This window comes from Kitasatospora sp. NPDC085464 (genome assembly GCF_044541955.1).
In the GTDB taxonomy this organism is placed as follows: Bacteria; Actinomycetota; Actinomycetes; order Streptomycetales; family Streptomycetaceae; genus Kitasatospora.
This window is the reverse complement of record NZ_JBITTM010000048.1, coordinates 43,059-57,044: the sequence shown is the minus strand read 5'-3', so window position 1 is coordinate 57,044 and position 13,986 is coordinate 43,059. Positions and strand designations below refer to the sequence as shown.

Below are 13,986 nucleotides of genomic sequence, written 5' to 3'. Positions count from 1 at the left end.
AGCACCGGGCCGGCCCCCCCCCCCCCCCCCCCGGACGGCCGGCCGCGCGCTCCGGCCGACACCGTGTCCCCCCGAATCGTCCGTATGCGGTGCACGACACGTACCAGATCCGTCACAAGTCCCGGGCGTTTCGTCGGCGCACCGATTCCGCCTGCCTAGGGTGGGGGCGTAACGCGTTTCCGGCTCCGGCCGGTTGCGCCCGGCCGCGAGACCCCTGGGGGAACTGCACCATGCGCAGTGGCGCGAAGATCGGCATCATCACCGGCGTGTCCATCGTCGTCCTCGCGGGCGGCGGTTATGCCGCGTACAGCCTGATGGGCGGCTCGGACTCCGGCGGCGCCAAGCCCCGCACGGTGGTCGCCGAACCGCCCTCGGCCGATCAGGCGGCGGCCGGCGCGAAGGACTTCCTGGCGGCCTGGGCGTCCGGCGACATCGCCAAGGCGGCCTCGCTGACCGACGACCCGGCCGCGGCCACCACCGCGCTGACCGCCTTCCGGGACCAGGTGAAGCCGAGCGCGCTGACCCTCACCCCGACCGGTCCGACCACCCAGCAGGTCTTCACCGCGGCCACCGGCAGCCCGGCCCCGGCCAAGCCCGCCGCCGGGGCCTCCGCGACGCCGTCGGCCGGCAGCACCCCGGGCGCCACCGACTCGCCGTCCGCCACCGCCGCCCCCGGGCCCACCGGCACGCTGATGAGCTTCAAGGCCCGCGCCGAGTTCGAGGGCACCAACCGGGCCTGGGACTACCAGGGCTTCCTGGGCGTCGTGAAGATGAGCGACAACACCCCGGCCGTGCACTGGGCGCCGACGGTGATCCACCCCCACCTGTCCGGCAACGAGACGATCGCCGTCCAGCAGGTCTTCGCCCCGCCGTCCACCGTGGTGGACCGCAACGGCAAGCCGCTGCAGGCGGCCTCGCTCACCCCGGCACTGATGGCCACCGTGCAGGACAACGCCCAGAAGCTGCTCCCGCCGGACCCGACCCGGGACCAGGACTCCGGCAAGGCCGTGGTGATCAACGATCCGGCCGGCAAGGCCGCCGCGGACAAGCTTTTCACCATCGTCGAGCCGAAGCCCGGCAAGCCGTTCAAGGTGACCATCGACAGCACCGTCCAGGCCGCCGCCGAGAAGGCGATGACCGACCTCGGCAGCAAGCCCGGCTCCATCGTGGCCATCGAGCCGAGCACCGGCCAGGTGCTGGCCTTCGCCAACTCGCCCGCCAACGGTCAGAACCGGGCCTTCACCGGGCTGCTCGCGCCGGGTTCGACGATGAAGATCGTCACCTCGGCGGCGCTGCTGGAGGCCGGGCTCAACCCGGACAGCGTGGTGGCCTGCCCCGAGAAGAGCAGCAACTCGGTCCCGATCCCCAACGACTTCCCGGGTGCCTTCCCGAACAACACGCTCCAGCAGGACTTCATGGTGTCCTGCAACACCGCCTTCATCAACCAGGGTCTGACCAGCCTCAAGCCGGAGACGCTGTCCGCCACCGCCAAGGACGTGTTCGGCATCGGCCTGGAGTGGAAGACCGGCCTGCCGAACGCCGACGGCAAGGTTCCGCCGACGCCGGGCAGCAAGGACGAGCAGGCCATGAACTACATCGGCCAGGGCAAGGTCCAGATGAACCCGCTGGCCATCGCCTCGATCACCGCCACCGTCCAGAGCGGGGCGTTCAAGCAGCCGATCCTGGTGGCCGGTCTGCCGCAGCAGGCGGCGGCCCGCCAGATCTCGCCGGACGTCGCCGGCAAGTTGCGCGCGATGATGAACGCCACCGCGGTCGGCGGTACGGCCAGCCAGGTGATGGCCGGGATCACCGACAACGCGGGTGCCAAGACCGGCTCCGCCGAGGTCCAGGGCGCGTCCACCACCAACAGCTGGTTCACCGCCTTCCGCGGCAACATCGCGGTGGCCGCCGAGGTCCAGGGCGGCGGCCACGGCGTCGACGCGGCCGGCCCGGCGGTGGCCTCCCTCCTGAAGGCCGCCGCCGGCCGCTAGCGGCCTCCGTCCCGAGCCCGCCCCGCCTCAGCTCCGCGGCAGGGCGGGCTCCGGCGTCTCCGGCACCCGGCCGGGCGGGGCGGGGCGCCGGCTGCTCCAGCGCCGGGCCGCCAGCCGGGGCCAGATCATCAGCACCACCGGCAGCGCGAGGTACCCGAACCGCCCGGCCGGGGCGAGCATGAAGGCGATCGCCAGCCCGGCGGCCAGCAGGTCGGCCGCGGCGATCGCGGAGACCGGCGGCCGGGCCAGCAGCCAGATCGCCACCCCGATCAGGGCCACGGTCATCAGGGCCAGCGAGATGGTGTGCCCGGTCGGCCCGAAGCCGGCCAGCACCTTGCCGGGCAGCGGACTGCCCGCCGGGGTGCGGATCGCGGTCATCCCGAGCGGGAAGCGCACCACCTGTTCGCGCAGCGCGTCCGCCTGGGTCAGGACGGACGGCAGGATCACCGCCGTGCTCACCCCGACCCCGATCAGTGCGGTCCGGGCGGCGGGCCGGCGGCCGTACAGCCGCCAGAGCAGCAGGACGGCGACCGGCAGCGCGGGCCAGGCCGTCCACTTCAGGGTGCAGGCGAGGGCGAGCACCAGCCCGGCGCCGACGGTGCGGTCCCGCTCGGCGAGCGCCATGGCCAGGCAGCAGACGCCGATCAGCGGCAGGTCCACCCCGCCGACCACCAGGGCGAGCGCTATCAGCGGCGAGGCGGTGAGGACGGCCAGCGGCAGCAGCGGCGCGCGGTCCCTGGAGGGCCGCAGCAGGCGCCAGGCGGCCAGCAGGCAGGCGAAGAAGGTCAGTGCGAACCAGATCCGGGCGTCCCCGGCGACCCTGGCGAAGGCGGTGGAGTCGCCGAGCACTTGGCGCGGCAGCCCGAACAGGGCCATCGCAGGCAGGTACGGGTTGTAGTCGGTGACCACCACCGGGTGGGGCAGGTAGGCGTCGCCGGTGGTGAGCAGCAGGTGGGCCGAGCGTTCGACCACCATGACCTCGGACTGGTGGCGGCCGTGCAGGGCGAGCAGTCCGAGCGGTACGAGGACGGCGCCGACGAGGGCGACCGCGGCGGCCGCGTGGGCCGCGAATCGCCGCGGCAGGGTCAGGCAGAGCAGCCCGGCCAGGGCGTAGGCGGGGGCCGCGATCAGGCCCCACAGCCGCTGGTTGGCCAGGTCGGAGACCAGTGGGAAGGCGGCGGCCCAGCCGGCGGCGATCAGGCAGCCGAGGAGTTGGACGGACCGCAGCGAGGCGAGTCCGGCGGGATTCAGTCGTTCGGGCGTGGGCGGAAAGGTGCTTTCGCCACGCTGGCGGGGGAAGGGGCGGACCGAGAAGCCTCTCGGCGGCCGTCCGGGTCTGGACGACGTCTCGGTCACGAAGGTCTGCGCCGGCGTTCTGCGGCGGCCGGTGAAGCGGCCGCCTGGGCGGGAGTAGCCGGGCGTGCGGGTGCTCACCATGGTGGAAGGTTATGGGTGTGGGCCCGGCCCTGTCGCCATGGCGTGGGGCACTGGGCGGGTGATGGCACGAAAAGGGCCGCCGGGTGTCCAGTCGGTCGGCGGCCCTTCACGTCGGATTCGCCTGCGGGTCAGCCGGCGGTCTGGTCGGCCGCGACGGCCGGTTCCTCGGTCTGCTCCAGGCGCGAGTGCTTGATGCTGTAGCCGAAGTACACGACCACGGCGACGGCGAGGGCGATCGCGCCGGCCCGGAAGGTGTCGGCGTGCAGGCCGGTGATCAGGTAGATGCAGAAGGCGACGCTGACCAGCGGGACGACCGGGTAGCCGGGCACCTTGAAGCCGCGCGGCAGGTCGGGCTGGGTGCGGCGCAGCACGATCACGCCGATCGAGACGACCGAGAAGGCGATGAGCGTCCCGAGGCTGGTGATGTCGGCCAGGACGTTCAGCGGGATGAACGCGGCCAGCGCGCCCACGCCGAGGCCGACCACGATGGTGTTCCAGACCGGCGTGCCGGTGCGCGGGGAGAGCTGGGCGAAGCGCTTGGGCAGCATGCCGTCGCGGCCCATCGAGTACAGGATGCGGGTCTGGCCGTAGATCACCACGAGGGTGATGCTGAAGATCGAGAGGATCGCGCCGATCGCGAAGACCATCGCTGGCCAGCTCTGGCCGGTGATGTCCTGGAGGATCTGCGCGAGGCCCGCCTCCTGGCCGTCGAACTTGTTCCAGGGCTGGGCGCCGATGCCGGCCAGCGCGACCAGGATGTAGAGCAGGGTCACCACGACCAGCGAGATGATGATCGCCAGCGGCAGGGTGCGGCGCGGGTTCTTGACCTCCTCACCGGCGGTGGACACGGCGTCCAGGCCGATGAAGGAGAAGAAGATGCTGGATGCGGCGACCTGCACGCCGCCGATGCCGAGCGGCATGAACGGGGTCAGGTTGCCGGAGTGGAAGCCGGTCAGGGCCACGCCGATGAACAGCAGCAGGATGACGATCTTGATCGCGACCATGGCCGCGTTGACCTTCACCGACTCGCTGACGCCGCGGATCAGCAGGACGCAGACCATCGCGACCAGCAGCAGCGCCGGAAGGTTGAACCAGTGGGTGCTGTCCGGCGCGCCGGCGAGCTGCTCGGGGATCTTGAACCCGAAGGCCAGGTCGAGGAACTTGTTCAGGTACTCGGCCCAGCTGACGGCGATCGCGGAGGCGGAGACGCCGTACTCCATCAGCAGGCAGATGCCGACGCCGAAGGCCACGCCCTCGCCGAGGGTGGCGTAGGCGTAGGAGTACGAGGAGCCGGAGACCGGGATCGCGGAGGCCATCTCGGCGTAGCAGAGCGCGGTGAGTCCGGCGGTGACCGCGGCGATCACGAAGGACAGGATGACGGCCGGGCCGGCCGAGGGCACCGCGGTGTTCAGCACGAAGAAGATACCGGTGCCGATGGTGGCGCCGATGCCGATCGAGGAGAGCTGCCAGAGGCCGATCGAGCGGCGCAGGTGGATGCCGGAGCGTCCGCCCTCCTCGGGCGCGCCGGCCGGAAGGGCGTCGCGCCCCTCGCTCTCCGCGATCAGTGTCGAGACGGGCTTGCGTCGCAGCAGACGCGCACCAAGGGTGTTGCTGGCCAAAACTGCGGTCCTTCTAGACGGGGGAGGGTGTGGTGGCGGCTGGCCACCCGACACCACCGATGGGAGTCATTGCGGACCAACCGAACAAAGATGGGACAGTACCCGGCGAAAGCACCAGTGTCGCAAACGAACAGTCCGGGTACGCGCATTGTCCAAATCGGCACATATCGATGTACAAACCGGACACTTCGCAAACGGCGCATCTGCCGGTGAGCAGCTAAAGCAGCAGCTCAGAGCCGTTCCGGGGGCCGGGATCATCCGCCGAGCACCGCCCGGACCGCCGAGGCGGGCGCTGCACAGCCGCGGCCCTCCCGCACGGCCCGGCCCGACGGCCCGGTCGACCGCGCGCGCACGAAGCCCGGGCGGCGCCGATTCGCCGCCCCCGCGCCGGAGTTCACGCCGGAGCGGTCCGACGCACGGTCCGGACTCGTTTCGCCACGGCGAACTGATGATCCCTAGGATCGGCCGGGTGACTACCGGACGACGACCACAGACCAGGCTCGGCAGCCTGCTGGCCGCCCTGGCGATAACGGGCGCCTCGCTGCTCCTCGGCCTGCCCGCCCACGCCGACGAACCATCAGCCGGCGCCGCCCCAGCCCCCAAGGAGGCCCCCCGGGTCGACCTCGTCCTGGACGTCAGCGGCTCCATGACCGCCACCGACATCCAGGGCAAGAGCCGCATCTCGGTGGCCCAGCAGTCGCTGAACGAGGTGATCGACGCGCTGCCCGCGGAGACCGAGTTCGGCATCCGCACGCTGGGCGCGACCTACCCCGGCAACGACAAGAACCTCGGCTGCCAGGACACTAAGCAGCTCTTCCCGGTCGGGAAGACCAACAAGGTCGAGGCCAAGACCGCGGTCGCCACCCTGCGGCCCACCGGCTGGACCCCGATCGGCCTGGCCCTGCGCGGCGCCGCCCAGGACCTCGGCAAGGGCGAGACCACCCGCCGGGTGGTGCTGATCACCGACGGCGAGGACACCTGCACCCCGCCCGACCCCTGTGACGTCGCCCGCGAACTCGCCTCCCAGGGCATCCACCTGGTCGTCGACACCCTCGGTCTGGCCCACGACGACAAGACCCGCCAGCAGCTGCTCTGCATCGCCAACGCGACCGGCGGCACCTACACCGACGTCCGCACCCAGGAGCAGCTCACCGACAAGGTGAAGCAGCTCGTCGACCGCTCCAACGACACCTACACGGTGACCCCGGTCAAGACCGCCGGCACCGACAAGTGCGAGAGCGCCCCGGTGCTCGCCCCGGGCGTCTACACCGACCGCGAGAAGTTCTCCGAGCACCGCGTCTACAAGGTCCCGGTCAAGGCCGGCCAGGAGCTGCGCGCCTCCGTCAGCGTCGCACTCGACCGCCCGACGGCCCGGGACTACGGCGTCCTGCTGCAGGCCACCAGCGCGACCGGCCAGGAGCTGGTCCGCGGCACCGACGCCGGCAGCAGCCGCACCGACGTGATCTCCACCGGCCTGCGCTGGTCCACCGACGACTCCAAGGGCTACGTCACGGCGAGCCCGACCTCCTCCTCCGGCTCCTCGAAGGAGAAGCCGACCACCACCGTCTGCCTGGTCGTCAGCAACTCGCTGGCCCCGCAGGCCGGCGTGCAGGCCGACCCCGGCATGCCGCTGGAGCTGACCGTGGACCTGACCTCCTCCTCGCCCGCCCCCGAGGGCGCCGCGATGGGCCTCGGCCGCGGCTGGATCCTGCTGCTCACCCTCACCCTGGCCGGCCTGGTCTTCGGCCTGCTGTTCGGCTGGATCGCACGTTGGCGGATCGCCGTCTGGCGGGAGAACTGACCATGCGTACGACGATTCGCGGCGCCCTCGCCGCCCTCGCCCTGCTGCCCGCCCTCGCCCTGGGCGCCCCGGCGGCCTCGGCCGCGCCGTCCCCCTCGGCCAGCGCGAGCGGCACCCCGGCCCCGGCCACCAAGGCCGGCACCTCCTTCCTGACCGCGGTCAACCTCTCCCCCGGCCAGGACGCCGAGGTCGCCGCCTCCACCGGCGACTACCTGTACTGGGCGTTCGGCGCCTCCGAGGGGCAGACCCCGACGGTCAAGCTGACCGTCAACCTGGCCCCGGCGACCGACCGGCACGGCCCGCAGACCTGGTCCGTCGAGGTCTTCGACGGGCTGCGCCGCCGCCAGGCCTGCACCGCCGGCACCCAGAACGCCACCGGCGACCAGAACGCCACCTCGGTGGCGCTCGACTGCACCCTGCGCGAGGTCCGCACCTGGGCCGAGCCGTGGTCCGGCGACCCGCTTCCCGGCACCTACTACGTGCGGCTGTCGGTGACCGACGTCCCGCAGCCGGACCTCGGCCTGGCCACCTCCGTCCGGCTGCACGTCGCCGCCAAGGGCGGCTCCGACAACGCCCAGCCGGAGGGCGGGGAGCTGAAGGCCCCGCTGGTCCCGCCGGTCGGCGGCGGTGCGAGCACCGCCAAGGCGGCCGCCCCGGTGGCGGAGGAGGAGCACTGGTACACCGGCTGGTTCTCCGGCTGGAACAGCCGCTGGTACTGGACGATCGGCGGCGGCTTCCTGGCCGCGCTGGCGGGCGTCCTCGGCTACAACCTGACCCGGCACCCCCGCGGCCGGCGGCCGGGCCACCACGGCACCGTGCCGCACCAGGGCTCGTACCAGAGCGGTTCCTACTCCGACCGCCCCTGACCCGCGCCCCAGCACAGCCCGAGGGCCGGCCGGAGGACTCCTCCGACCGGCCCTCGGCCACGTCCGGCCCCGGGGCGGGCGTCAGCCGCGGAAGAGGTCGTGCCCCACGTCGGACGGGACGACGTCCTGGACCGGCTTGCTGTCCGGCCCCGGCACGTGCTCGCCGGGCACGGGCTCGCCGCTCTCCCGGTGCAGCAGCACCACGCCGTCCTCGGCCCAGAGCTGCCGGTACCCGTGGTCCAGCAGCAGCCGGATCCGCGCGGCCTGCTCGGTGTCCGTGGCGAACGGGAAGGAGCGCTTGTTCGACCGGGTGAGCACGTACTCGCGCCCGCGCGGCGTGCCGTCCACCAGCACCACGTCGGTACGGGCGGTCAGCCGCGGCGCGATCTGGTTGTCGGCCTCCACCGAGGCGCCGTCCGGGATCAGCGCCGCCGCCCGCACCAGCGCGGCCTCGCTCGGCTTGGCCTCCCAGGAGGACGGCACCGCCAGCTGCACCAGCCCGATCGGCACGGCGGCCACCAGGGCGATGCAGGCCGCGCCGAGGCCCAGCCGTCGCGCCCGCCGGACGGTCCGCTCGGGCCGCTCGGTGCTGCTCAGCCGGCCCAGCACTTCGACGGCGGCCGTGAGCAGGATCGGCCAGAGCATCGAGTCGTAGTGCCGGGCGATCGACCAGTGGTTGGGGTTGCTGGACAGGATCCGCTCGGCCAGCAGCGGCACCGCGCACAGCACGGTGGCCGAGCGCAGCGGCAGCAGGAGTGTCGTCCCGAACAGCCAGAGCAGCAGCAGCGGCTTGAGCGGCTGGTCGAAGGCCGTCTGCACCAGCAGGAACGGGTTGTGCAGCAGGTGGCGCAGGGCGTCCCCGCCGTCCGTGCCGAGCGCCGCGTAGTTCCAGTAGTAGCCCGGCTCCCCGCCCATCGCCGGGATCAGCCACGTGATCGTGACCGCCGAGGCGACCGGGCCGCCCAGCAGCAGCCCGAGGCCGGTGAAGCGGCCCGCCCGGTCCCCGGTGCGGCGGGTGCGCAGCAGCAGCACCAGCCCGTACGCCCCGACCATCAGGCCGAGGTCCTCCTTGGTGCAGCACAGCAGGACGGCGGCGAGCACCACCGTGCCGTACCGGCGGGCCAGGCCGCGCTCCAGCATCAGCAGGGTCAGCGGCACCGCGAAGGCGACCTCGTGGAAGCCGACCCGGGCGGCGACCAGCAGCGGCCAGCCGAGGGCGTGGACCAGGCCGGCCAGGTCGGCGGCCCGCCGGGCGGTGCGCGGAGGGGCGGCGGCGAAGCCGTGCGCGGCGATCCGCCGGATCAGCGGCACCCCGGCCGCGAACAGCAGCGACTGCCCGATGATCAGCGAGCGCGGGTCGTCCCAGATCCAGTACAGCGGGGCGAGCAGCGCCAGGACCGGCGAGAAGTGGTCGCCCAGCAGCGAGAAGCCGGGCGGGAACTCGTGGTGGTAGCTCTTCAGCGTGGAGACGGGCAGCCCGAAGTGGGCGTAGCCGCGCACGCCCTGGTCGAATATGCCGAGGTCGAAGCCGCCGAGCGACACCGAGGTCCAGCCCTGCAGGCCGACGGCGCACATCACCGCGAAGCAGAGCGCGGTGAGCAGCGCGGTGCGCCGGGCCGGGCCGTGCAGCAGGGCCGCGGCCGCGTTCCGGGCGGTGGGCGCGGCGGCGGGCGGCGACGGGGGTGCGGTCTGGGTGGTCACGTCAGGTCTGATCCGTCCGGTCTGGGTCCGTCGGGTCCGGTGGGGCGGGCCCGGTGGGTCGGGTCCGGTCCGTCAGGTCCGGTTCGTCAGCGCGGGATCGCGGTCCAGCTTGGCGGCCAGCAACGCCCAGGCCCCGCCGCCGGTGGCATCGACGGCCTGTCGCCGGGCGCGGTACAGCCGCACCCCGAGGACGACCAGGACGGCGATCCCGATCGGCGGGTAGATCGCGCCGGGCAGCTGCCAGTACCAGGCGACCCCGCGGCCCCAGCGGTGCGGCACCGTCCACATGACGTGGGAGAGGAACACGAGGAGGGTCACGCCGAGCAGGACCTGCCGTGCCCTGGTCCGGGCCTCGACCACCAGCAGGGCGATCAGCGGGACGCACCAGACCCAGTGGTGGGTCCAGCTGATCGGCGAGACCAGCAGGGCGGTGAACGCGGTGCAGACCCCGCCCCAGGCGTCGGCCCGGCGCAGCACCCGCGCCGAGCGCCCGGCCAGCACGGCCACCCCGAGTCCGAAGGCGCCGACCAGCGCGGAGGCGGCCAGGCCGACCAGGCCCGGGTCGTTGACGTCGAGCAGCCGGCAGACGGCGCCGCGCAGCGACTGGTTGTCCACCAGGACGGTCACGCCGACCCGACTCGGGTCCCAGAGGTACGTGGTCCAGAACCCGTACGAGGCGTCGGGCAGCAGGACCCAGCCGATCAGACCCGCCGCCACGAACGTGCCGGCCGAGACCAGTGCGGCCCGGACCCGGCCGGTCAGGAAGAGGTAGACCGCGAACAGGCCCGGGGTGATCTTGATGGCGGTGGCCAGGCCGATGCCCACGCCCTTGAACCGGTTGCGGTCCGAGCGGGTCAGGTCCCACAGCACCAGGCAGAGGATGCCGAGGTTGACCTGGCCGTACTGGAAGGTGGTGAACACCGGCTCCAGCCAGATGCCCAGGCCGGTCGCCAGGATCACCACGGCGGGCCGGTTGTGCCTGGCCCACCCGGCCAGCTTGAGCGACAGGTGCACCGCCAGGGCGAGCAGCCCGTAGTTGAGGAGCATCACCAGCACGCGCAGGGTGCTCACGTCGAACCAGGTGCTCGGCACGAAGAGCATCGCGGCGAACGGCGGGTAGGTGGCCGGCAGGTCCCAGCCGGGCAGCCGCATCGCGTACAGGTCCTGGCCGCGGACGACGGCCTGGCCCTCGGCCCGGTAGACCAGCATGTCGACCATGGTGGCCCCGTGGGCGTGCCGGAAGCAGGCGAACACCGCCAGTGACACGGCGGCCGCGCAGGCCGCCGCGAGGGTCCAGGAATTCGATCTTCCGGTTTCCGGGGTGCCGCCGGATTCGTCCGGGCCGGACTGCCGCGCCCACCGTGTCAGACCGAACTCGCGCACCGCGATGGCACCCCGTTGAGATAGACCAGATCGTTCCGTCGTCAGCGTCTGGGCCAACCCACCATAACCGACCCCTCTGAGGCCCAAACCGCGTCAGAAACCGCCCCCGGAAGGTGCTGTGATCTCGACCACAACGGTCGTCGGACCGACCCGTGACGACCCCCGCGCCACAAAACGCGAAATCCCGCCGGGAGTTGCCTCCCGGCGGGATTCGGTGGACCGGCCGGAGCCGATCCGTTGGGTGGAGCTGAGGGGATTCGAACCCCTGACCCCCTCGATGCGAACGAGGTGCGCTACCGGACTGCGCCACAGCCCCAACGAGAAGAAACTCTAGCACCTTTCGGAGGTGGTCCGTGACCACCCCCCGGTGGCGGCGCCGACCGGGGGGTGGCCGGGGTCATTCGTTGGCCGCGCGGGGGCGGGACTCGGTGACCTGCGGCTCGGCGTACTGGTCGAAGAGCGGGGTGCTGCGGGACTCGGCGGGGCGGCCCGCCGTCCAGGTGCCGGGGGCCGACAGGTCGAGGCCCCGGGAGACCCGGGGAGCGACCGGCGCGGTGACGTAGGTCGGCAGCGGGACGGGCACCGGCTCCCAGGAGTCCGGGCCGGCCGCGCCGCGCTCGCGCATGCCGTCGACCCACTCCTCGTGCTCGGTCGCCTCGGCCACCGCGGAGGCGGAGGGCACCGAGACGGTGGCCTCCTCCGGGTCGGCGGCCAGCCGCAGGTGCGGTCGGCGCGCGGCGCGCTCCCCGGCGGGCGCGGCCGGGGCCGGCTCCGCCCCCGCCGGCGCCTCGGCCGGGGCAGCGTCGGCCGACGGGGCCGGGACGCGCTGCTGCTCGCGCTTGCGCAGCCGTTCGGCCGCCTGGGCGGCCCGGACGCGGTCGAGCTTCACCTCGTACCGCTGGCGCTCCAGCTTGCGCAGGTGGCCGATGTACAGGGTGAGGAGGGCCGCGGGAACGGCCGGGACCCAGAGGAAGGCCAGTCCGGCCACCGCCGCGACCACCGCGCCGAGCGCGAAGCAGAGGAAGAGACCGGTGACCATCCGGCGCCGGCGGGCCAGCAGCCGCGCCCGGCGCTCGACCCCGACCCGCGGCGCCGGGGCCGGCCGTTCGGCCGCCCGCTCCGCCGGTGGTTCGGGTTCCCGCGCCGCGGGGTCGCCGGAGGCGGCCTCGTCCCGTCCGGGAGGGCCGTCGTTGCTGTGCTCGTCGTCACGCGGTTCGTCGCCCAGGGCCCGGGCTGCCCGCCGCTCCAGCGCCGAACGCCCGGCCAGCAGGCGGATGGCGGTGCTGAAGCGTTCCGTCGGGCGCGCCTCGTTGAGTTCGTCCTGCCTGCGGAGCCACATCGGCACCAGATAGGCGGCCCAGGCCCCTACGATGACGGCGTAGATAAGGCCGCTACTGCTCACGATTCACACCGTACGGGCGCCGGGAAGGCCTGGCAGCAATTTGGCCCGGCGTGTCGTGTGATCAAGCTGATTCTCCGACTATTTTGCCGGTATTTGTGACGGTCCGCCACCGGGCCGATGCCAGATCGATATTTCATTCGAACATATATTCAATTACCTGGCCGGTGTCCGGAACTGAGCGCGCGCCAGCGCTCCAGCATCCCCTCCGGAACCTCCTCGTCGGTCAGCGCGTAGACCAGGTGGTCGCGCCAATCGCCGTCGATGTGGAGATAGCGCGGGCGGATTCCCTCCGAGCGGAAGCCGAGCTTTTCCACCACGCGCCGGCTCGGGGCGTTCTCCGGACGGATGCAGACCTCGATCCGGTGCAGTCCGAGGGTGCGGAAGCAATAGTTCACCGAAAGCGCCACGGCGGCCGGGATGATGCCCCGGCCGGCCACCGCCTCGTCGACCCAGTAGCCGATGTTCGCCGAGCACATCGAGCCCCAGGTGATCCCGCCGACGGTCAACTGACCGACCAGCTCGCCCTTGTAGAGCACCACGAAGGGCAGCATCCGGCCCGCCGAGGCCTCGCCGCGCAGGAAGCGGACCATCTGCCGGTAGGTCGGACGGGGCCCGGCGGTCTGGCCGGCCGGGCCGGGCGGCACGGTGGCCTCCCACCGCCGCAGCCAGTCCCGGTTGCGGCGGCTCACCTCCTGCCAGTCGCGCTGGTCGCGGGCCCGGATCGGGCGCAGCGCGACCTCCCCCTCGTGGAGTTCTACCGGCCAGCCGGCGTTCAGTGCCCTCTCCTGGATTCTGGAGCCCCGGGGGCCGGGGCGTCGGGCCGGGGGTGGTCCCCACCGCCGAGCTGGTCGACGGCGTGGGCGAGCAGCGGCTCCAGGACGGCCAGACCGTCCTTGACGCCGCCGGTCGATCCCGGCAGGTTGACGATCAGGGTACGTCCGGCGAGCCCGGCGAGCCCCCGGGAGAGCGCCGAGGTGGGCACCTTCTCCCGGCCGTACGCACGGATGGCCTCGGCGATGCCGGGGATCTGCCGGTCGATCACCCGGGCGGTCATCTCCGGGGTGAGGTCCATCGGCGAGATGCCGGTGCCGCCGGTGGTCAGGACGACGTCGTAGCCGGCCGCGACGGCCTCGCGCAGCACGGCCTCCACCGGCTCCCCGTCCGGGACGACCCGGGGGCCGTCGGCGGTGAAGCCCATCGCGGTCAGGCCGGCCACCAGCAGCGGGCCGCCCTTGTCCGCGTAGACACCGGCCGAGGCCCGGTTGGAGACGGTCACGGCCAGCGCCCTCCCGGCCGACGCGGTCATGCGTCCACCTCCGGCGCGAACCAGTCGCCGCTCTTGCCGCCGGTCTTGCTCAGCACCCGGACGGACTCGATGGTGGCGCCCTTGTCCACGGCCTTGACCATGTCGATGACGGTCAGCCCGGCCACCGCGACGGCGGTCAGCGCCTCCATCTCGACGCCGGTGCGGTCGGCGGTCCTCACGGTGGCGGTGATCTCCACCGCGTCGTCCGCGACGGCGAGGTCGACCTTGACGCCGGAGACGGCGATCGGGTGGCAGAGCGGGACGAGGTCCGGGGTCTTCTTGGCGCCCATGATCCCGGCGATCCGGGCCACCGCGAGGGCGTCGCCCTTGGGCACGCCCTCGCCGCGCAGCAGCTCGACCACCTTCGGGGAGACCCTCACCCGTCCGGCCGCGACGGCGGTGCGCGCGGTGGTGGCCTTCTCGGAGACGTCGACCATGCGGGCCGCGCCCTGGTCGTCGACGTGGGTGAGGCGGTCGCCG

The 13,986-nt window shown here is 73.0% G+C and carries 11 protein-coding genes and 1 tRNA gene; 3 read left to right on the top strand and 9 right to left on the bottom strand.

Features of this window, described 5'->3' with window-relative positions; genetic code table 11:
- Window positions 1-230 precede the first annotated feature (230 nt).
- Complete coding sequence (locus tag ACIGG8_RS33810) at window positions 231-1,991, top strand: penicillin-binding transpeptidase domain-containing protein (protein ID WP_396552465.1); 1,761 nt, start codon at window positions 231-233, stop codon at window positions 1,989-1,991.
- A gap of 27 nt (window positions 1,992-2,018) precedes the next feature.
- Here ACIGG8_RS33810 and ACIGG8_RS33805 read toward each other — a convergent pair whose 3' ends face one another.
- Both ACIGG8_RS33805 and ACIGG8_RS33800 read right to left on the bottom strand, forming a co-directional pair.
- Window positions 2,019-3,428 (bottom strand): glycosyltransferase 87 family protein, encoded by a 1,410-nt coding sequence (locus tag ACIGG8_RS33805; RefSeq protein ID WP_396552464.1) that lies wholly within the window; start codon window positions 3,426-3,428, stop codon window positions 2,019-2,021.
- 128 nt (window positions 3,429-3,556) lie between these two features.
- Window positions 3,557-5,047, bottom strand: a complete 1,491-nt coding sequence (locus tag ACIGG8_RS33800) for an amino acid permease (RefSeq protein ID WP_396552463.1) — start codon at window positions 5,045-5,047, stop codon at window positions 3,557-3,559.
- Between the two features lie 469 nt (window positions 5,048-5,516).
- Here ACIGG8_RS33800 and ACIGG8_RS33795 point away from each other — a divergent pair, with 469 nt between their 5' ends.
- Window positions 5,517-6,848 (top strand): VWA domain-containing protein, encoded by a 1,332-nt coding sequence (locus tag ACIGG8_RS33795; protein WP_396552462.1) that lies wholly within the window; start codon window positions 5,517-5,519, stop codon window positions 6,846-6,848.
- Between the two features lie 2 nt (window positions 6,849-6,850).
- Window positions 6,851-7,714: a peptidase gene (locus ACIGG8_RS33790; RefSeq protein ID WP_396552461.1), complete on the top strand. Its 864-nt coding sequence runs from the start codon at window positions 6,851-6,853 to the stop codon at window positions 7,712-7,714.
- An 81-nt stretch (window positions 7,715-7,795) separates the two neighbouring features.
- Here the strand turns inward: ACIGG8_RS33790 and ACIGG8_RS33785 are convergent, their stop codons facing one another.
- The 7 genes from ACIGG8_RS33785 to moaC form a co-directional block, all read right to left on the bottom strand.
- A complete protein-coding gene (locus tag ACIGG8_RS33785; protein ID WP_396552460.1) occupies window positions 7,796-9,415 on the bottom strand; it encodes a DUF2079 domain-containing protein in 1,620 nt (539 codons plus the stop codon).
- Between the two features lie 72 nt (window positions 9,416-9,487).
- Window positions 9,488-10,681 carry a glycosyltransferase 87 family protein gene (locus ACIGG8_RS33780; protein ID WP_396552459.1) on the bottom strand — a complete coding sequence of 398 codons (1,194 nt, stop codon included), beginning with the start codon at window positions 10,679-10,681 and terminating at the stop codon, window positions 9,488-9,490.
- Between the two features lie 359 nt (window positions 10,682-11,040).
- Window positions 11,041-11,114, bottom strand: a tRNA-Ala gene (locus ACIGG8_RS33775).
- Window positions 11,115-11,195: 81 nt separating this feature from the next.
- Window positions 11,196-12,200: a hypothetical protein gene (locus tag ACIGG8_RS33770; RefSeq protein ID WP_396552458.1), complete on the bottom strand. Its 1,005-nt coding sequence runs from the start codon at window positions 12,198-12,200 to the stop codon at window positions 11,196-11,198.
- A 149-nt stretch (window positions 12,201-12,349) separates the two neighbouring features.
- On the bottom strand, window positions 12,350-12,976 hold the full coding sequence (locus ACIGG8_RS33765) for a GNAT family protein (RefSeq protein WP_350526001.1): 627 nt from the start codon (window positions 12,974-12,976) through the stop codon (window positions 12,350-12,352).
- A complete protein-coding gene (locus ACIGG8_RS33760) occupies window positions 12,973-13,506 on the bottom strand; it encodes a MogA/MoaB family molybdenum cofactor biosynthesis protein (RefSeq protein WP_350525969.1) in 534 nt (177 codons plus the stop codon). The genes ACIGG8_RS33765 and ACIGG8_RS33760 overlap by 4 nt, the downstream gene beginning before the upstream one ends.
- Window positions 13,503-13,943 carry a cyclic pyranopterin monophosphate synthase MoaC gene (gene moaC / locus ACIGG8_RS33755; RefSeq protein WP_350629603.1) on the bottom strand — a complete coding sequence of 147 codons (441 nt, stop codon included), beginning with the start codon at window positions 13,941-13,943 and terminating at the stop codon, window positions 13,503-13,505. Before moaC ends, ACIGG8_RS33760 begins: the two co-directional genes overlap by 4 nt.
- Window positions 13,944-13,986: the final 43 nt, after the last annotated feature.